The sequence below is a fragment of the Streptomyces capparidis genome (assembly GCF_054782095.1).
The window spans coordinates 14814-33496 of the sequence record NZ_BAAGTD010000052.1; the positions used below are offsets into that span (position 1 = coordinate 14814).

An 18683-nucleotide genomic window follows, 5' to 3' on the forward strand; every position below is an offset into this window, starting at 1 on the left:
ATGTCCAAGGCGACCCGGCGCCGCATCGCCTGGCTGTGCTCGGGCGTGCTGCTGCTGCTCCTCGCCGTCCTGCTCAGCCTCGCCGTCGGCAGCCGCCAGATACCGCCGGGCACCGTCCTGGACGCGCTGCTGCACGGCGACGGCAGCGACGACGCCCAAGTGGTGCGGTCCCTGCGGGTGCCCCGCACCGTCGTCGGCGTCATGGCCGGGGTCGCCCTGGCCGTGGCCGGCACGGTGATGCAGGGGATCACCCGCAACCCGATCGCCGAGCCCGGCATCCTCGGGGTCAGCCAGGGCGCCTCGCTCGGCGTGGTCTGCGCGATCGCGTTCTTCGGGGTGCACAGCCTCACCGGGTACGTGTGGTTCGCGTTCGCGGGGGCGGGGCTCGCCGCCGTCGCGGTGTACGCGGTGGCCAGCGGGGGCCGCGGCGGCGCCACCCCGGTGAAGCTGGCCCTGGCCGGGGCGGCGATGAACGCCTTCCTGGCGTCCGTGGTCTCCGGCATCGTCACCACCAACGCCCGCGCGCTGGACGAGTTCCGGTACTGGGACGTGGGCTCGCTGAGCGGCCGGGGCACCGGGATCATCCACCAGACCTGGCCGTTCCTGCTGGCGGGGCTGCTGCTCGTGGCGGTGGTGGCCCGCGGGCTCGACGCGCTCGCGCTCGGCGAGGACACCGCGAGGGCGCTCGGCCACAACGTGGCGCTGGTGCGCGCCTCGGGGGCGCTCGGCGCGACCGTGCTCACCGGCGCCGCCGTGGCCGCGGTCGGCCCGATCGCGTTCACCGGCCTGGCCGTGCCGCACATCGCGCGGGCCCTGGTCGGCACCGCCCACCGCTGGGTGCTGCCGCTCGCCGCGCTGCTCGGGCCGGTGATGCTGCTGGGCTCCGACGTGGTGGGCCGCGTCCTGTTCCCGCCCTCGGAGGTGCCGGTCGCGGTGATGACGGCACTGCTCGGCGTGCCGTTCCTGGTGGTGCTGGTGCGGCGCAGGGCGGCGGTGGCGGCATGACCGGCCTCGTCGTGCGCCCCGCCGGGCACACCGTGGTGCGGCTGCGGCGCGGCAGCCTGCTGGTGCACCGCAGGGCGGCCCTGGTCGCCGTCGCGCTCGCCGTGCTGCTCGCCGCCGCCTGCGTGGCCTACCTGTGCGTGGGGCAGTCGTTCGTGCCCCCCGGGGAGGTGGTGCGGGTCGTCCTCGGGCAGCCCAGCCCCGACGAGCTGGTGGTCGGCACCCTGCGGCTGCCGCGGCTGACGGTGGGCCTGCTGGTCGGCGCCGCGTTCGGGGCCGCCGGCGCGCTCGTCCAGACCGTGGCCCGCAACCCGCTGGCCAGCCCCGACGTGATCGGGGTGACGCACGGCGCGGGCGCGGCCACCGTCGCCGCGATGACGTTCGGCGTCACCGCCCACGACGACCTGCCGTACGCGGCCGTCGGCGGCGGCGTGTCCGCGGCGCTGCTGGTGTACCTGTTCGCCTGGCGGGGCGGGCTGCACGCCGCGCGCTTCGTGCTCATCGGCATCGGCATCTCCGTGGCGCTGGGCTCGCTCACCCGGCTCTTCCTGACCAAGGGCGACTTCCTCGTCGCGCAGCAGGCCAAGGTGTGGCTCACCGGCTCGCTGAACGGCCGCGGCTACGACCAGGCGGAGCCGCTCGCGTGGGCGCTGGTGGCGCTGGCGCCGGCGCTGCTGTGGGCGGCCCGCGCCCAGCGCACGGCCTCCTTCGACGACGACACGGCGACCGCGCTGGGCGTCCGGCTCGGCCGGCTGCGGCTGGGCCTCACCGCGCTCGGGGTGGTCCTCGCCTCGCTGGCGACGGCCGCGGCCGGCCCCGTCGACTTCGTCGCCCTGCTCGCCCCGCAGATCGCCCGCAGGCTCACCCGGACCGCCCAGACGCCGCTGGCCTGCTCGATGCTGATGGGCGCGCTGATCGTCGTCGTCGCCGACCTGCTGGGGCGGGTGCTGCTCTCCCCCACCGAGCTGCCGGTCGGCGTGCTCACCGCCGCGGTCGGCGCCCCCTACCTGATGTGGCTGATCATCCGCTCCCGTGCCCGCTCCGGAGGCGCCGCGTGACCGACAACCGTCTCGCCGAGGACAGCAGCGGCAAGGACAGCAGCGGCGAGGGCGCTCCCGCCGGGCGCCTGACCGCCCGCGGGCTCACCCTCGCCTACGAGGACCGCCTCGTGGTGGAGGGCCTGGACCTGGCGGTGCCGCACGGCCGGGTGACGGTCATCGTGGGCCCCAACGCGTGCGGCAAGTCGACGCTGCTGCGGGCGCTGGGCCGGCTGCTGAAGCCGCGGCGCGGCGCGGTGCTGCTGGACGGCACCGAGCTGGCCAGGATGCCGTCCCGGGCGATCGCCCGGGCGGTCGGGGTGCTGCCGCAGACTCCGGTGCCGCCGGAGGGCATCACCGTGGCCGACCTGGTCTCCCGCGGCCGTCAGCCGCACCAGAGCTGGTGGCGGCAGTGGTCGCAGGCCGACGAGCGGGCCGTGGCCGAGGCGCTGGAGCGCACCGGCACCGCGGACCTGGCCGACCGCCAAGTGGAGGAGCTCTCGGGCGGCCAGCGGCAGCGGGTGTGGATCGCCATGGCGCTCGCCCAGGACACCGGCATCCTGCTGCTCGACGAGCCGACGACCTACCTGGACATCGCCCACCAGGTGGAGGTGCTCGACCTGATGCGCCGGCTGAACCGGGAACGCGGCCGCACCGTCGTCGCCGTCCTGCACGACCTCAACCAGGCGGCCCGCTACGCCGACCACCTGGTGGCGATGAAGTCGGGCCGCATCGTCGCCCAGGGCGCCCCCCGCGACGTGGTCACCGCCGACCTGGTCCACGAGGTCTTCGGCCTCCGCTCCGTGGTCGTCCCCGACCCGGTCACGGGCGACCCACTGGTGGTCCCGGCGGCACCGTGGGGGGCGGGGGCGGGCGAAGCATGAGAGATCGTTCGGTCTGCGTCCGGAGCGCATACGAGTGGTACCGGGGGGCCTGAAAGCCGGAGGGTGGCCAGCCCGAACCCACGGGAGCGGGCGACGCACCGGCCGCGGGCTCCATCCCTCTGTTGCGGGTCGCGGCATGGAGTACGTTGAGCATGTTGACACCGGCGCGCAGGAGCCGGTTCACCGCGCCGTGGGTGATGCTCATCAGTCGCCGTCCGCGGCGAGACGGGCCAGTTGATCGGCGAGACTCCGGCGGCCCGCCTGCACGGCTGCCCGACGCAGCTCGGCGATGCCCACCGCGCCCAGGTCGAGCTGGCGCGCGAACTGATCGATGCGCTCACGGACGTCGTCCCGGTCGGCGCGGACCCGGGAGCCGAGGTAGGAGTCGAGACGCATGACGAGAGCGTGTTTGCGCACACGTGTGTCCTTGCACCAGACCTGGAAGAATCCGGTGCGCAGCACCACGAAGGAACCGAGCTTGGTGAAGCGCAGCGCGGCGTCCGCGCCGAAGCAGTCGCCGGGGAGCGTGACCCGCCACGCGCCATTGCCCGCTCTGACCGGTCGGTGGCGGGCCAGCCCTTTGGCGCTGAGCCAGCGCCCGGCTTGGACCTCGAAGTCCTCGCGCCTGGCCACCGCGTCCTCGGCCTCCAGGGCGTTCATGACCCAGGGCGTCTCCTCGCATGCCGCGCTGAGATCCTCGTCCGCCGTGTCGCCGGCCGGTGTGTAGGCGAGATACCTGACCCGGCCGCCGCGCTCGACTGCGCGTACGAGGTACGCGGGCAGGAAGACCTGGCACTCCTCGTCCAAACTCCGCGGGTTGTCGATCCGTTCCGGCAGGTTGTAGCGATCCCGGTCCGGGTGGCCGGCGAGTTCGGCGAGCGCCTCCCGCCGGAACCCGCGCATGGAGCTGAGTGCGTGGAACGAAGGCCCCTCTCTTCGGTCCGGCATCCCCTCCGGCCCGCCGGTGAGGAAGGCGACCTTGCGAACGTCGTAGTAGCCACGGGTCAGGGGGCGGCAGGTGAAGGCGTCGAAGTACAGTTTCCGGCGATCCCTGCGGGTGTGGACGTAACGCACCTTGTCTCGGACGGAGCGGTAGCCGAGCTCGGTGAGGACCAGTCGGCCATCGTGTTCGACGAGGTGACCAATGCCGGCCAGGAACCGCAGCGCTTGGCCGACGACCGGCGGCTCCAGGGCGAAGAAGGAGGCGAGCTCTTCCGCAGTGCCCAGTCCGGCCTCGGCGATGCCACGCTCCAGATAGCGGTCGATCAGCTCGTAGGGCTTTCCCTCGGTCACGTCCGCCTCCACCTCGACGCACCACACGGGCAGCAGGACCCTGTGTATCCGCGTGGGCACCGCGTCGACGGCGAACATGGTGTGCTCCAGGGCACGGTCCTCCGGATAGGGCATCAGCCGAGTCGTGGTGCTCATGCGTCGGTGCCTTCGTTGTCGAGGTCGGCAAGGCGCTGGTGGATCTCCCGGTACTGGCGAATGTCGCCGTGCACGGCGAGGTGCGCACGCAAGGCGACCGCCAGGTCGCGGAACCTCCGGTCCCGCGCCGAGGTCAGGGTGTTCATGTCGCCCACCAGGACGAGTTGGTTCTTGGCCCGCGTGAGTGCGACGTTCACGCGGCGCAGTTCCTTGAGGAAGCCGACGCTGCCGTTGGCGTTGCTCCGGGTGAAGCCGTAGAGGATGACGTCACGCTCACCGCCCTGGAACGAGTCGACGGTGCCGACGTTGAGCCCGATGGTCTCCGGTTCCCCTGTCAGCCGGATGAGTTCGTCGCTGATCGCTCCCGCCTGCGCCCGGTAGGGGACGATGACAGCCCACTCGCCACCGCGTCGGTGGTACAGCAAGGCGAGCCGGATGAGCAGCCTGGCCTCCGCAGGGTTGGTGTATCCGCGCTGCCCCCACCTCTCATCGCTGCCGCCGGCCTTCTCCTGCCTCTCCCTCTCCGGGAGGCGCGCCGTGTCGACGAACGCCAGCGGGCTGCGGAACAGCGGGTCCCGATGCTCGCGGACCACCCCTGTGCGCAGTCGTCCTTCGTAGAACATGGCCGAGGCGAAGTCGGCGATCGCCGACGGCATGCGGCGCTGGACGGTCAGGGGCACGACGTGGGTCCCGGGCAGCGCATGCACGAGCGTCTCCAGCGCGCTCTTGGTCAGCAGGTCCAGGACGGTACGGTCCGTGTCACGCCTGCCCCATGCCTCCACCTCGGAGTCCAGGAAGGGGGGGAGTTGCTGATGGTCCCCCACCAGCACGGCGCGGCGGGCTCGCACCAGGGGTACGAGGACATCGGCCATGCCGATCTGCCCGGCCTCGTCCACGATCGCCAGCTCGAATTCGACGCTGGACAACTCGGGCCGTGACGCCACACCGATGGAGGTCGCGGCGATCACATGGGCGTATCGGATCAGTTCGGGGTAGAGCTGCTCGGACTCCCCCGAGACCTCGCCGTGCCACTCGGCGAGCAGGTTGGCCCGGGCGGCGATCAGCGGCAGGTGTTCCGCCAGCCAGATGCGCAGAGCGGTGAGGTCCTGGTCCGCTGCCACCGGATCGGTGGTGTCGCGCAAGGCCGGCGGGTGCTCGCTCGGAGGAAGCGCTGCACGGCAGGCGTGAGCCGCTGTGCACGCCTCGGCCCGGCACTCACCGCTGAGCCGTTCCGCTCGGTCCAAGGCCAAGCGGGCCGCCAGTACCTCCGGGACGTCCCGGGTGCGGGCTTCCAGTTCCTGCTCCGCCCTGTCCATCTCCGCCTGGACATGCGCCTTCTGCGCGAGCAGTTGCTGAGCGCCTTCCCATGCCTTCGTCAGGCGTCGGTCGCAGAGCTGCACGAGGAGTCCGAGGAGCGCGCCGATCACCCACCAGTGGGCGCCCCGTCGGATCGACTCGCGCGTGCCGTTCAGGCGGGTGATCCTCCGCCCGTTGCGGGCCAAGGACCGTGCGAGGCGCTGATGGGCGGACTCGAGTTCGTCCACACGAGTCTGTGCCTCACCGCCGGCAGACCGGCGGACTGCGGCCCACTCGTCACGCAGTTGCGATTCGCTGTGCACAAGAGCCTGTAACTTGTCCAGTCGGTTGTCCAGCTCCTGTGCCCACCGCAGGGCGACATCGACGCCCGCGTAAGTGTCCTTCCTGGGACCCGTACTGCCGAGGATCTCCTCCCTCATGTCAGTGGCCTGGCGTTCCAGGAGGAACGGGCGGCCTTCTTCGGTAACCCTGCCGTCATTGCCCACTCTCACCACGCACAGCCCACGCGGCAGTCGAGGCAGGACGTTGTCAACGGCACGATTGGTGTGTGAGGTGATCAGTACCGGGCCGTTGTGGCCGCCAGCAGCGACGCCACCCGCTATCTGGCTGATCGTGCGGGTCTTGCCGGTGCCGGGTGGGCCGAGTACGAGCAACATGTCATTCACGGTCAGGGCCTTGCGGAAGGCGTCCAGTTGGTCGTCGTCGAGCTGCTCGGTGGGGGACTCGGGCGCCGGCCGGATCGCGCGGACCTGGTGCTCGACCAGCGCCGGCATCAGACCGGGACTGCGGGACTGCCTTGCTCGCAACAACGCCACGGCTTCACGCTGCTTGGCATAAACAACACTGCTGAGGGTGATCTCCAATTCCCCCTGCTGTGGGATGCGCGCCCAGTCGACCGGCTGGTCGAAACGGACGGTGACCGAAGAGTTCGCGACCCTGGTCACCTGCCCCCTCTGCTCGGGCTCTCCGCGCACTTGGACGAACGCGCGCTCCTCGGGCCTGCGTCCTGTGACGAGCAGGAATTCGTAGACCGCCCGTGTGCCGTACCGCTCCCCGCCGGTCGCGGTGACGGCACCGTAGGGGAAGGGACGGGTCGAGCGGGCTCCGTTCGTCGTGATCTCCTCGGTGGCATCTATCAGTTTCTCCACCGTGTCCAGGAAGGCGGACTGGGGACCGGTCAGCGGGGGTGCCCCGGTCTCCTCGGCCGACCTGGCGCCGAGTCGTTCCCACTCCTTCGTAAGCTTGGACCAGTAGGCGTCGGAGCCCTGCGGTATCTCCCGGTATTCGTACACAGGCTGCCAGGAAGTGGGCCGTACCAGCAGGCAGCCGTGGGCGACTCGGTGATGGTCGCGGATTCTCAGCGGGTTGATCGCGCCGATCGTGTACGCGTCCCTTTGCCTGGTGAGGAACAGGCGCGCAACATAGGATTCTCCGTGCAGCAGAAGACTCGGGTCGCCTCCGTTGCGAGGCTCGTCGAACGTGGTCGGCACTCCCTCGCTGCGGTTGTTCAGGTCGAATGCCAACTGGGGAAGCCCCGGCGGCAGCCTGGGATGATCGCGGGCCTGACGGCGCACTTGGCCCTCGAGGGACTTGCCGGGCACCAGGACGACAGGCCCGGGCAGGCGGACGGTGTGGAACGGCATCGGTGCTCCTCAGGAGAGGTCGTCGCGTGCACTGCGCAGAGCGGCCGCGAGCGCGCGGGCGTCAGGACGCTCCGCAGGATCCGCGGACAGGGCTGTCTGCACCGCGCGGTCGAGGCTCGCCGGTACTCCCGGCACGTGGACTCGCACGGGCAGCGGGGCTCCACGCAGAGGCGGATGGCCGGTGACGAGGTGGTAGGCAACGGCGCCTAGCTGATAGACGTCGGTCAGGGCGCCGGGGCCCGGCCGCCAACTGCCGCGTCGCTGCTGCTCGGGGGCTCGGTACACCTCGGGCCCTTCGCCGGGCTCCGGCTCCCGGGAGGCCAGGCCGAGATCACGCAGCACCAAGCGGCCGTCGTCGAGCGCGACGATTCCCACAGGGGTGAGGCCGCGGTGGGAGAAACCGCGGTTGTGCAGGGCTTCCAGGCTGTTGCACAGGCCACTGAGGCCGGTGAGGAGGCGGTGCAGACGCCAGGAGTCGAGGAGCGATTCCTCGCCCAGGCCGTAAACGGCGGCGAGAGTTTCACACGGCGCCCCGGTGACGGGGGAGACCGGCCAGGTGAGCGCGAGAGTCGATGTCCGGCCACCCGGTGCGTACAGCTCCAGCCTCGGCAGGCCACCCACCCGTCGCAGCCCGGTGAGCAGGTCCCGTTCCCTCTCCAACGCCTTCAACGCACTCCGAGCGGAGGCGGTGGGGCGGCGTGCCTCGACCTGGCGGAGCCATGTGTACCCGGATGCCGCATCGGCGGACAAGGCGAGTCGCATGGCCAGCGCCTGCCGTTCCATCAGGCTGTGATCACCGGCGGAGCGTTCGTCCAAGAAGTCGTCGCAGAGCAGATACCGCCGCTCTCCAACAGCGATCTCCCCACCGCCGCGCCACTCCTGCCGGGGGTGCCCCGCTGCGATGCTGCGCGGCGACGGCCCTGGAGCGGAGCGCACGGCCAGCGGCGTCGGGGCGGCGGCGACCGCCCCACCTCCAGGCTCCGCCTGCTCGTACGGCATTCTCCGAATGATCGAGAATGCGAATGCGGCCGCGTTGCGGGAGGCGATCGTCTGCCATCCCCCGGCGTCGGCGGAGTACTTCCCGCCGTCCGCCCTGTCGCTGATGCCGCGGACCGTCAGGGCGGGTAACGACTTGTTGAGATGTGCGGCATGCGCCATCCCGGCGCTCTCCATCTCGATCGCGACGGCGTTCTCGTAGTGCCATCGCAACTGCCGCCGCAGTGGCGAATCCATCGAGTTGAGCACCACTTCGCCTGCCGCTATGGGCTTGAGGTGCACCTTCGGCAGCAGCGCGCCCGGGGTGTCCAACAGCGGCTCGGCCCACGAATCGGTCCTGCGTACGTGCTTGGCGATCTCCGTCAACTCATACGGCGCGGGCCAACCTCTCGGCCGTGCCAGGAACTCCCCGTTGTCCTCCTTCCCACCGTGGTAGTGGTGGACGTGGGTCGCGACGACGACGTCACCGAGCCGTATGTCGTCGGACTTGAGAGCTCCGGCCACCCCGACGAAGAACACGGCTTGCGGGCGGAACATCGCTATCGCCCGCTCAGTGAGCACGGCCGCACCCTGGTTGCCGTCTCCGATCTCGGCCAGCGCGATTCGCCAGGGAGTCCCGTTGAGCCACCCGACCTCGAACAGCGTGCCGCTGTCATGGCGCTTGTCCACGCAGGCCGTCACATGTGCCCTGACGGCTCGGTATTCCACTTCCAGCGCGGTCAGTACAACGACCGTGCCGTCTTGTCCGTCCCCCAACGAACGTCCCCGTCCCCATCGCGTCATTCACTGGATTCGCTGATCATCGGCGCGCACCGCGGGAGTGCACACGGACAGGCGCGAATGACCTGTCGCGGCATTCCCCTGTCAGCGCGACCGAGGGCTCGGCACCCTACCGCTCCCGCGGCTCGTCACCCACTCGAACAATCTCGATCAGATGTCCTCGCGACCACCGGGGGAACTGCGCTACGCCCGTAGGCCGGTCGACGTCCCTTGCAGGTCGGCGTAGACCGCGATCTGCACGGCCAGCACGGCAATTGCCGCCAGCTCGACGGCGGATACGGTGACGAGCGCAATGGTCATCGGTCCGGTTGTCCAGAAGACGAGCAGAGCGGCGAGCGGCGCGACACAGAAGGTGATCAGGTCGACCGCGAGCTGGAGGCGCTTGCGGGAGACGCGCCGGTCGTCACTGCGGTGGGCCGTCTCCCAGCCGAAGACCTGCACCTGCCCACTGATGCCCTGTCTCTGGCCAGTGGTCAGCGCCACGAGCTGGGGAGCGAGCTCCTCCCGCACATAGCGGCCTATGGCCGAGATCTTCTCGTCGTTGACCAGGTAGGTCCATCCCAGCAGCAAGGACACCGGGGGGAACAACAGCAGCAGCTCGGCCTGTCCGTCTCGCTGGAGGACAGCGGCGACGACCGCTGCCATGGAGGCGAGTGTGGCGTAGAGAAGGTTGTCACGGAAACCGATCCTGGCCTGCTGTTCCTGCTTGACCCGCTCGTACTCCGCCACGAGCAGCCCACTGACTGTGATGTCGTCGCCCGTCGACACAGCTCCCCCTCACGGATGCCGAGGCTCCCATCGGCGCGGATGGCGCGGCGGCGTCCGGCAGCCGCCGCCCATCAAGGGCCCATCGAGAATTCTGGACACATCAGCCCGTACAGCCGCAAGACCACCTACGTCGTGGACATCTCTGCCAGCCGGTTCCGGAAGGCCTTCCGCAACCCGCTGGCGGTCGGCGGGCGAACACACACCGGAGAGGGCCGGTGAGCGCGGCGCGGGTGGCACGGACGGTGGGGAAGCACGCACCGGCTGTCAGCGGGACGTCGCCTTCGCCACGGGCGGATGGCTCACCGCGCCGGCAGGGCCTGAGGCCGGCGAACCGGGATCGGCGGTGAGAGCCCGCTCCAGCGGATGTGGAGGAACTCGTCGTACCTGCGAGCGCCGGCGTCCCCACCGGTACGGGCAGCGGAAATCGCCCAAACGTCGACAACGAGCTGCGCTGCCCGGCCGAGGAGGCACGGGCGGCCGCGCCGCCGGCCGCGTCGTCGCCGAACGTAGTGACTGCGATCCGGGAAGCCGGTCCACCCTGCACCGGGCGGTGGCGCGCCTGACGCGGCGGGGCCGGCGAGCGTGGTGCGGGGAATCGGCCACGGCCGCCCCCGTCCCTTCAGCCGGTCCGCCCCCGCTGGGGCGCGCCGTCGTCGTCCGCGGTCTCTGCCGCGGCTCCGGCCTCGACCTCATGCGCGGCCACACCCGGGGCGCCGGGTGGGACGGTCATGGTCAGGATGGCGGCGTCGTCGGTGAGGCCCTCGCCGAGGGCGGAGAGGGTGTCGTCGAGGGAGGCGGCGATGGTCTCGGCGTCGGTGGCGGCGAGGGGGGCGAGCAGGGCGGCGACGCGGTCCTCGCCGAGCATGGCGCCGGTGGGGTCGCGGGCCTCGGTCAGGCCGTCGGAGTACAGCAGCAGGCCGTCGCCGGGGGCGAGGCGGGTGGCGGCCCGGGTGAAGCGCGCGTCGGGGAGCACGCCGACGAGCTGGCCGCCGGGGGTGTGCAGCGGCTCCACCGTCCCGTCGGCGCGCAGGACCAGGGCCGGGGGGTGGCCGCCGCCGGCCACGGTGACGGCGCAGCCGTCCGCGTCCGGTTCGAGCAGGCCGAAGACCACGGTGCAGAAGCGCGGCTCGGGCTCCTGGTACTCCTGGTGCAGCACCGTGTTGAGGTTGGCCAGCACCGCCTGGGGGTCGGGGTGGTACACGGCGGCGGCGCGCAGGGTGTAGCGGGCGAGCGAGGTCAGGGCGGCGGCCTGGGCGCCCTTGCCGCACACGTCGCCGAGGAAGAAGCCCCAGCGGTGCGGGCCCAGCGGGAACACGTCGTAGAAGTCGCCGCCGACCTCGTCGCGGGAGGCGGTGCGGTAGCGGGCGGCCAGTCGCAGCCCGGGGACGTCCGGCAGCGACGGGGGCAGCAGGGTGCGCTGCAACGTCCTGGCCAGCCGTTCCTGCCGCTGTCTCTCCCGCTCCGCCTCCTGCCGGGCGCGCAGCAGCTCGCGTTCGTAGGAGCGGCGCTCGCGGGCGTCGAAGACGGCCGTGCGGATCAGCAGCGGCCCGCCCTCGGCGTCGGTCTTGACCGCCGAGGTGACCAGCACGGGCAGCCGGCCGCCGTCGGCGGCGACCAGGTCGAGGGCGATGGCACGCACCTCGCCCTGCATGCGCAGCAGCGGCGCGTAGTGGGTCTCGTGGTAGAGCTTGCCGCCGGGGGTGAGCAGGTCGGCGAAGCGGCGCCTGCCCACCAGCTCGGCGCGCTCGCGGCCGAGCCAGCGCAGCAGGGTCGTGTTGACCTTCAGGATGTGGCCGTCCGGGGTGGTGGAGAGGTAGCCGCACGGCGCGTACTCGTACAGGTCCTCGGCGCTGTCGCCGCGCACCAGGGCGAGCGCGGAGGCGCTGTCGGGCCGGCCCGCCGCGGGGCCGGGGGCGGCGTCGGCCGTCCCGCCGGTCCGTGCGGGGGTGGTCAACGGGCGCTCCCCCGGGCGGCGAGGAAGGACTTCATGGCGGCGACGGTCGCCTCGGGGGCGCTGAGCTGCGGGCAGTGCCCGGTGACCTCGAGCACCACCAGCTCGCTGCCGGGCAACTGCCGGTGCACGTACTCGCCGACCTCGCGGGGCGCGATCACGTCCTCCCGGCACTGGAGCACCAGGGCGGGAACGCCGAGGCCGGGCAGGTCGCGGCGGTTGTCGGACAGGAACGTCACCCGGGCGAAGTGCCGCGCGATCTCCGGGTCGGTGCGGCAGAAGCTGTTGGTCAGCTCCTCCCCCAGTTCGGGCCGGTCGGGGTTGCCCATGATCGCCGGGGCCATGGCGGCGGACCAGCCCAGGTAGTTGCTGTCCAGGAACTCCAGCAGCTCGGTGATGTCGGGCCGGGTGAACCCGCCGGTGTAGCCGTCGTCGTCGATGTAGCAGGGCGAGGGGCCCACCATGACCAGGCTGGAGAAGCGGTCGGGCTCCCGCAGCGCCGCCAGCACCCCGATCATGGCGCTCACCGAGTGCCCGACGAAGACGACGTCGCGCAGGTCGAGCTCGGCGCAGATCTCCAGGACGTCGGAGGCGTAGCCGTCGAGGGTGGCGTACCGCTCGGGCCGCCAGGCGGACAGGTCGGAGCGCCCGGCCCCGACGTGGTCGAACAGCACCAGCCTGTGGTCGGCGGCGAAGGCGGGGGCGACCAGGCGCCACATGTTCTGGTCGCACCCGAACCCATGCGCGAAGAGCATCGCCTGGCCGTCCTTCCGCCCGGTCACGGTGACGTGGTTCCTGCCGAGGACGTCCATATCGGCAAGTATCCCATCGTGGGGCGGGAACGCGCGTTCGGGCGGACGGCTGCCCGCGGGCGGGAACGCGGGCGGCGCGGCGGCCTGGGCCGCCGCGCCGCGCGGTGGGGGGTTCCGCGGTGGTCACGGGGTGGGGCCGGGCTCGCCAGCCCGGGTCACGAGGCGGTGCAGGAGCCGACGACGGGGGTGGACCAGTTCCCGTTCGCCATCACGGTGAAGCCGAAGCTGGTGCTGCCTCCGGCGCTCACCGCGCCGTTGCCGCTGGGCTTCATGGTCATCACGTTGCCGCTGCTGTCCCAGCTCGGCGTGCCGTTCCAGGTGGCGGAGATCCGCTGCGGGCTCTGGACGGTCACCGTCACGGTCCAGTCGCTGATGGGCTCGGAGCCCGCGGTGACGGTCACCCTGCCGTTGAACCGGTCGCCCCAGCGCTCGGCCGGGCTGTAGGTGGCGGTGCAGCCCCGGCTGCCGCCTCCGCCGTCGCCGGTGCCGCCGAGGGCGTTGAGCACCGCGGTGTAGGCGGGCTTCTTGTTGTAGTTGCTGTCGAACAGCAGCGGGGTGCCGCTGGCGCGCCACGAGTACTTGTCGGGGATCCCCCACACCGTGATGCCGGTGCAGCGGGAGACGGCCAGGCACGCCTGGACGACGCGGCGGTAGTTGTCGGCCTGCGCGGTGCCGGAGCCCTCGATGTCCAGCTCGGTGATCTGGACGTCCACGCCGAGGTCGGCGAACCGCTGGAGGTTCTGCTGGTAGTCGCCGGGGACCGGGGACTGGGCGTTGAAGTGGGACTGGAAGCCGACGCAGTCGATGGGGACGCCGCGCTGCTTGAAGTCCTTGACCATGTTGTACACCGCGTTGCTCTTCGCGTTGACACCGTCGGTGTTGTAGTCGTTGTAGCAGAGCTTGGCGGCCGGGTCGGCGGCGCGCGCGGCGCGGAACGCCTCCTCGATGAAGCCGTTGCCGAGCCGGTCCTGGAACGGGGAGCTGCGGCGGGCGCCGCTGTTGCCGTCCTGGAACGCCTCGTTGACCACGTCCCAGGAGTGGATCTTGCCCTTGTAGTGCTGCATCACCTGGTTGATGTGGTTGTTCATCGCCGACCGCAGGTCGGAGGTGCCCAGGCCGCTCACCCAGCCGGGCAACTGCGAGTGCCACACCAGCGTGTGGCCGCGGACGCTCATGCCGCGGGACTGGGCGTGGTTGACGATCCGGTCGGCGGCCTGGAAGTTGAACGAGCCGCGGTTCCTCTCGACCGCGTCCCACTTCATCTCGTTCTCGGGCGTGACGCTGGTGAACTCGTTGTTGAGCGTGGAGACGTACGGCGCCTCGCCCAGGTAGTTGGCGCTCACGGCGGCGCCGAAGTAGCGCCCCTTGGCCGCCGCCGCGGAGCCCAGGGTGCTCGCGGCGTTGGCGGTGCCCGCGAGGGCGACGGTGGTGACTGCCGCCAGAGCGCCCGCGAGCCCTGCCGCCAGCAGGTTGCGGGCGCGTGAGCGTTCGCGCCGTCCGGAGGATTCGCTGATCATCGCTTCCCCTTCTTCGGTGACCGGACGGCGGGAGCCCCCGGGTCCGGGCGTTTCGGGACTGCTGAGGCGGCGCCCCTTGTCCCACTCGCGCGGGCGGGCGGCTGGCGGTGGCGGGGGCCGCTGCGATCGATGAGCGGAAGTATGCGCTGGAGTTACAACTATGGTCAACGATTGTTTCCGAAATAAATCCGCAAATGGAGGAGCGACCTGGGGTCAGCTCTGTGAGCTGCCTAAACAGGGGAAATGACGGGGAGTCAGAGGTGGGTGGGGAGAGTGGGGGAGCTGCGGTGTTGAGGAGCGCCGTCCGCCCCGATTCGCCCCGAGAGGATCGAAATTGCTGCATTCTCAGCGAAAGTTTCGGAGGGGGCGTGAAAGGCGGGATGGTACGTCGGCGGCGCGGCGGGGGCCGGGGCGGGTTACGGGGTGGCGGGCAGCAGCGACGGGTCGGCGGCCACGGCGCGCAGACGGCCGAGGATGCCCTTGGCGGCCTTGTCGTAGCAGGTGAACTCGTTGTGCAGGACGGACTCGGCGTTGGCCATCTCCAGGAGGGCGGCGAGCTCGAAGACGAGCTGGGGGACGTCGGCGCCGTCCTGGATCTCGCCCGCCCGCTGCGCCTCCCGCGCCGTCTCCTCCAGGTAGGCGATCCAGTCGGCCCGGGCCTTGGCGAGGGAGTCGTGGACCCTGCCCGCGCGGGCGTCGAACTCGGCCGACGCCGCGTGGAAGAAGCAGCCGCCGGGGAAGACCCGCTCCCGGGAGTAGGCGATCCAGCCGGCGCACACCCGCCACAGGCGGCCGATCCCCGGCGGCAGGTCCCGGACCGGCCGGACCACGTGCTCCAGATAGACCTCGACGGCCGCGCGGACCGTGGCGAGCTGGAGGTCCTCCTTCGAGCCGAACAGCGCGAACACGCCGCTCTTGCTCAGCTCCAGCTCGGTGGCGAGCCGGCCCAGGGAGAGCCCTTCGAGGCCCTCGACGGACGCGATCCGCACGGCGCGCTCGAGGACCAGCCGGCGGGTCTGGTTGCCCCGGGCGATCCGCCCGTCCGTGCGCGCGTCTGCCACACCCATTACCGCCTGCTCTCCTGGCCGTGCCCGCCCGGGCCGGGACCCGGGGCGCCGATGAGGTACCCGAGTGTAGTGAGCGGACGCACGGTCGTGCGGTCAGTGCGCGGCGGGCCGCCCGGTGCCGCCGGTGCGCCCGTCCGCCGCGGCCTCCCGGGCGCGGTCCCCGTCGTGGTCGAGGAATTCCAGCACGGTCCGGACGACCTCGGGGTCGCCGAGGATCCGCCGGTGCCCAAGGCCGCTGGTGGTGACCAGCCGCGCCCGGTCGCCGAACGCGGCGGCGAGCCTGCGGCCCTGTGCCGGCTCGATCCTGGTGTCGTCCTCGTCGTGGACGACCAGGATCGGCGAGCGCACCTGCCCCACCGTGTGCGTCACGGAGAAGGGCACCTGGCCGGCGGGCGCGTCGGGGAAGAGCTTTCGCTCGATCCGGCGGTGGAGCTGGGCCTTGACCCGGGGGCGCAGCCGCAGGGCGGAGCAGAACTCGTCCACCAGGTGGGCGAAGTCGCAGACCCCGGCGAGGGTGACGACCTTCCGCGCCTGCACCCCGTGCCGCATCGCGTCGAACGACCCCAGCGCGCCCAGTGAGTGCGCCACCAGGCCGTCGAAGGTGCCGTACTCGTCGTGGAGCGCGGCGATCACCGCCCGGTAGTCATGAATGGTGGTGCTCCGGCCGGGGGCATCGCCGTGGGCGGGGGCGTCGAAGGCGATGACGCTGTGGCCCCGGCCGAGGAGCTCGGGGACGAAGGCGGACAGCCGGGACGCCCGCGACTGCCAGCCGTGCACCAGCAGCACGGGGCGCGTGCCGTCGCCCCACCGGTAGGTGACCGCGGACACGCCGCCGACGTCCACCCGGCCGATGTGCGCGCCGACGAGCTGCTCGCGCTCCGCGGACCGCACCCTGCTGCGGGCGAGCGGCATGTGGAACAGGGCGAACGCGCCCGCGCCCGCGAGCCGTCCCGAGACGAGGGAGGCGGCGTTCAGGACGGTGCTGGTGAGTGCCTCGGTGGGGTTCACGCTCGCTGGCTCCTCGGTCGGCTTCAGAGGAGTGGAGAGTAGCACGAACGGTCGTGCGGTTTGTTTGCCCACGACCAGGCCGGGTGGCCGGGCCCAGGGCGCCGGGGGCGGGGCGTGGCGGCCGGGGGTGGATTGACTCTCGAATGGACGGGACGGTACCGTCCACTCCAGGTTGGACGGGACGGTTCCGTCCCGACGTCCGTCGGCCCCGCCGTACGCCAAGGCCGCCCAAGCCCCGCCGGCCGGCGGGCCACCCCCACGGGGCGCGCTCCCCGGCAGCCCCCTTCCAGCCCCGCTCCCCGCGACGAGAGAGGACCCCCATGACGGAGACGCTCGACGACGACGCCCGGCGGCGGCGCGCCCACCAGGTGGTCGATGCCCTGCAAGAGCGGCTGCTGGCCCATGACATGGCGGGGTTCGCCGACCTGTGGGCCCCCGACGGCGTGATGGAGTTCCCGTTCGCGCCGCCCGGCTGGGCCGCCCCGAGCTGCCGCGAGGAGGTGCGCGCCCACCTGCGGGACTACACCGACCACGTGGACATCCGCGCGATCAGGCACGAGAAGCGCCACGAGACCGGAGACCCGGACACGCTGATCCTGGAGTGGGGCGTGGACGGCGTGGCGCTGGGCACCGGCAGGCGGTACCTCATCGACTACGTCGCGGTGATCACCGTCGGCGCCGAGGGCGTCACCCGCTACCGCGACTACTGGAACCCGCTGGCCGCGGGGCACGTCCTGGGCAACCTGGACGCCATGGTGGAGGCCGTCACCGGCGGGACGGAGGCCGCCGCGTGACCGGCGCCCCCGGGAAGGTCCTCGTCCTCGGCGCCACCGGCAACACCGGCTCCGCCACCGCCCGGGCCCTGCGGGAGCGGGGTGTGCCGCTGCGCACCGCGTCGCGCGGCACGGCCCCGCCGCACGGGGGCGAGCACGTGCGGTTCGACTGGGCCGACCCGGCGACGCACGCCCCCGCGCTGGCCGGTGCGACCGGGGTCCACCTGGTGGCGCCGGTGGGGGTGGCCGACCCGGCGCCGCTGGTCGAACCGTTCCTGCGCCGGGCACTCGAGGCCGGGGTCCGGCGGGTGGTGCTGCTCAGCTCCTCCGCGGTCGCCCCGGGCGACCCGGGCCTGGGCCGGGTGGACGCCCTGGTGCGGCGCGCCGTGCCGGAGTGGGCGGTGCTGCGCCCGTCGTGGTTCATGCAGAACTTCGTCGGGGACCATCCGCTGGCCCACTCCATCCGCTCCACCGGCGAGATCGTCACCGCCACCGCCGACGGCAGGCTGCCGTTCGTGGACGCGCGGGACATCGGCGCGGTGTCCGCGGCGCTGCTGGCCGCCGAGGGCTGGGAGAGCGGCGAGCACCTGGTCACCGGGCCGCGCGCGCTGAGCCACGGGGAGGCCGCCGCCCTGGTCGCCGAGGTGACCGGCCGGGCGGTGCGCCACGTGGACGTGAGCACCGGCGAGCTGGCGGCCCGGCTGGCCGCCGCCGGGTACGACGCGTCGTTCGCCTCCGGCCTCGCCGCGCTGGACGAGCTCATCCGCGGCGGCGGCCAGGAGCGGGTGGGCGACGCCGTCGAGCGGCTCACCGGGCGCCCGCCGACGTCGCTGCGCGCCTTCCTCGCCGAGCACCGCGACCACCTGCGCCCCGCCTGACCGCGCCGGGCCGGGGCCGGGCCCGGCCCGGCGTCCGCCACCACCGTCGAGACGGGACCGTACCGTCCGGATCTTGTTAGGGTGATCACCCGTGGAGCCGAGACCACCGAGAAAGCCGTCCGGTGCCGCCGTGCACCGACCGGAAGTCACCGACGCCATCATCAGCACGGCCCTGGAGGAGTTCGCGGAGAAGGGCTACGGCCGCATGTCCATGGAGGCGGTGGCCAAGCGGGCGGGCGTCGGCAAGAGCGCCGTCTACCGCAGATGGCCGTCCAAGCAGGCCCTGGCGGTGGACGCGATGTCCCGCCTGGGCGTGCCGATGGCGGAGGTCCCGGACACCGGCTCGCTGCGCGGGGACCTGCGCGCCCTGCTGCGGGCCGTTCTCGACTGGCTGGACGAGCCCCGCGTGGGCCGCATCCTGCCGGACCTGGTCGCCGAGGCCAGGCGCAACCAGGCGCTCGCCGACGCCCTTACCGCGGAGCTGGGCGACCCTCGGCGGGAGCGGGGCCGCGCCGTCCTGGAGCGGGCCGTCGCCCGGGGCGAGATCCCCGCCGACACCGACCACGAGCTCATCCTCGACCTGCTGGCCGCCCCGGTGTTCTGGCACCTGAGCGTGCGCCGCCTGCCGGTCACCCAGGACTACCTCGACCGCCTCCTCGACACGCTCCTGCGCGCCATGACCGCGCCCCGACCCGGCCCGGAGCCCTCCCCCGGCGGCTGACCCCGGGGCCCGAGCCGCGGGTCGGCGCGGGCGAGCCCGCCGGGGGCGGACGGACCAGTCCCGGTGGCACACCCGGCCGACCGTTCCTAGCGTGCTGCCCA

The 18683-nt window shown here is 72.4% G+C and carries 15 protein-coding genes; 6 read left to right on the forward strand and 9 right to left on the reverse strand.

What is annotated here, in order from left to right; translation table 11 throughout:
• The 3 genes from ACYVO2_RS30910 to ACYVO2_RS30920 all read left to right on the forward strand — a co-directional run bounded on the left by ACYVO2_RS30910 (position 1) and on the right by ACYVO2_RS30920 (position 2923).
• Positions 1–1005 (forward strand): FecCD family ABC transporter permease, encoded by a 1005-nt coding sequence (locus ACYVO2_RS30910; protein ID WP_461011364.1) that lies wholly within the window; start codon positions 1–3, stop codon positions 1003–1005.
• On the forward strand, positions 1002–2060 hold the full coding sequence (locus tag ACYVO2_RS30915) for a FecCD family ABC transporter permease (protein ID WP_461011365.1): 1059 nt from the start codon (positions 1002–1004) through the stop codon (positions 2058–2060). Before ACYVO2_RS30910 ends, ACYVO2_RS30915 begins: the two co-directional genes overlap by 4 nt.
• A 68-nt stretch (positions 2061–2128) precedes the next feature.
• Positions 2129–2923, forward strand: a complete 795-nt coding sequence (locus ACYVO2_RS30920; RefSeq protein WP_461011397.1) for an ABC transporter ATP-binding protein — start codon at positions 2129–2131, stop codon at positions 2921–2923.
• Between the two features lie 204 nt (positions 2924–3127).
• Here the strand turns inward: ACYVO2_RS30920 and ACYVO2_RS30925 are convergent, their stop codons facing one another.
• The 9 genes from ACYVO2_RS30925 to ACYVO2_RS30965 all read right to left on the reverse strand — a co-directional run bounded on the left by ACYVO2_RS30925 (position 3128) and on the right by ACYVO2_RS30965 (position 16210).
• On the reverse strand, positions 3128–4351 hold the full coding sequence (locus ACYVO2_RS30925; RefSeq protein WP_461011366.1) for a hypothetical protein: 1224 nt from the start codon (positions 4349–4351) through the stop codon (positions 3128–3130).
• Positions 4348–7311, reverse strand: coding sequence for a DEAD/DEAH box helicase (locus tag ACYVO2_RS30930; RefSeq protein WP_461011367.1), 2964 nt, complete (start codon positions 7309–7311; stop codon positions 4348–4350). Before ACYVO2_RS30930 ends, ACYVO2_RS30925 begins: the two co-directional genes overlap by 4 nt.
• A gap of 9 nt (positions 7312–7320) precedes the next feature.
• Positions 7321–9090 (reverse strand): phosphorylase family protein, encoded by a 1770-nt coding sequence (locus ACYVO2_RS30935; protein ID WP_461011368.1) that lies wholly within the window; start codon positions 9088–9090, stop codon positions 7321–7323.
• 180 nt (positions 9091–9270) lie between these two features.
• Positions 9271–9855 (reverse strand): hypothetical protein, encoded by a 585-nt coding sequence (locus ACYVO2_RS30940; protein ID WP_461011369.1) that lies wholly within the window; start codon positions 9853–9855, stop codon positions 9271–9273.
• Positions 9856–10474: 619 nt separating this feature from the next.
• Positions 10475–11809 (reverse strand): PP2C family protein-serine/threonine phosphatase, encoded by a 1335-nt coding sequence (locus ACYVO2_RS30945; RefSeq protein ID WP_461011370.1) that lies wholly within the window; start codon positions 11807–11809, stop codon positions 10475–10477.
• A complete protein-coding gene (locus ACYVO2_RS30950) occupies positions 11806–12618 on the reverse strand; it encodes an alpha/beta fold hydrolase (protein WP_461011371.1) in 813 nt (270 codons plus the stop codon). The genes ACYVO2_RS30945 and ACYVO2_RS30950 overlap by 4 nt, the downstream gene beginning before the upstream one ends.
• Before the next feature lie 155 nt (positions 12619–12773).
• The gene (locus ACYVO2_RS30955; RefSeq protein ID WP_461011372.1) at positions 12774–14135 is read right to left on the reverse strand and encodes an endo-1,4-beta-xylanase; all 1362 of its coding nucleotides are present in this window, start codon (positions 14133–14135) and stop codon (positions 12774–12776) included.
• Between the two features lie 416 nt (positions 14136–14551).
• Positions 14552–15196, reverse strand: a complete 645-nt coding sequence (locus ACYVO2_RS30960) for a TetR/AcrR family transcriptional regulator (RefSeq protein WP_461011398.1) — start codon at positions 15194–15196, stop codon at positions 14552–14554.
• Between the two features lie 99 nt (positions 15197–15295).
• Positions 15296–16210: an alpha/beta fold hydrolase gene (locus ACYVO2_RS30965; RefSeq protein ID WP_461011373.1), complete on the reverse strand. Its 915-nt coding sequence runs from the start codon at positions 16208–16210 to the stop codon at positions 15296–15298.
• A 320-nt stretch (positions 16211–16530) separates the two neighbouring features.
• Between ACYVO2_RS30965 and ACYVO2_RS30970 the strand changes: the two genes are divergently transcribed.
• From ACYVO2_RS30970 to ACYVO2_RS30980, 3 genes are all read left to right on the forward strand, one after another.
• Entirely contained in the window at positions 16531–17004 is a 474-nt protein-coding gene (locus ACYVO2_RS30970; protein ID WP_461011374.1) for a nuclear transport factor 2 family protein, read from the forward strand.
• Entirely contained in the window at positions 17001–17861 is an 861-nt protein-coding gene (locus ACYVO2_RS30975) for an NmrA family NAD(P)-binding protein (protein ID WP_461011375.1), read from the forward strand. Before ACYVO2_RS30970 ends, ACYVO2_RS30975 begins: the two co-directional genes overlap by 4 nt.
• Before the next feature lie 130 nt (positions 17862–17991).
• Entirely contained in the window at positions 17992–18582 is a 591-nt protein-coding gene (locus ACYVO2_RS30980) for a TetR/AcrR family transcriptional regulator (RefSeq protein ID WP_461011376.1), read from the forward strand.
• The last annotated feature ends 101 nt before the right edge of the window (positions 18583–18683 follow it).

What these genes read in the sequence shown, in the direction of transcription:
- ACYVO2_RS30910 (WP_461011364.1), top strand. Translation starts at nt 1, where the DNA reads ATGTCCAAGGCGACCCGGCGCCGCATCGCCTGGCTGTGCTCGGGCGTG.
- ACYVO2_RS30915 (WP_461011365.1), top strand. Translation starts at nt 1,002, where the DNA reads ATGACCGGCCTCGTCGTGCGCCCCGCCGGGCACACCGTGGTGCGGCTG.
- ACYVO2_RS30925 (WP_461011366.1), bottom strand. Translation starts at nt 4,351, where the DNA reads ATGAGCACCACGACTCGGCTGATGCCCTATCCGGAGGACCGTGCCCTG.
- ACYVO2_RS30930 (WP_461011367.1), bottom strand. Translation starts at nt 7,311, where the DNA reads ATGCCGTTCCACACCGTCCGCCTGCCCGGGCCTGTCGTCCTGGTGCCC.
- ACYVO2_RS30935 (WP_461011368.1), bottom strand. Translation starts at nt 9,090, where the DNA reads ATGACGCGATGGGGACGGGGACGTTCGTTGGGGGACGGACAAGACGGC.
- ACYVO2_RS30950 (WP_461011371.1), bottom strand. Translation starts at nt 12,618, where the DNA reads ATGGACGTCCTCGGCAGGAACCACGTCACCGTGACCGGGCGGAAGGAC.
- ACYVO2_RS30955 (WP_461011372.1), bottom strand. Translation starts at nt 14,135, where the DNA reads ATGATCAGCGAATCCTCCGGACGGCGCGAACGCTCACGCGCCCGCAAC.
- ACYVO2_RS30970 (WP_461011374.1), top strand. Translation starts at nt 16,531, where the DNA reads ATGACGGAGACGCTCGACGACGACGCCCGGCGGCGGCGCGCCCACCAG.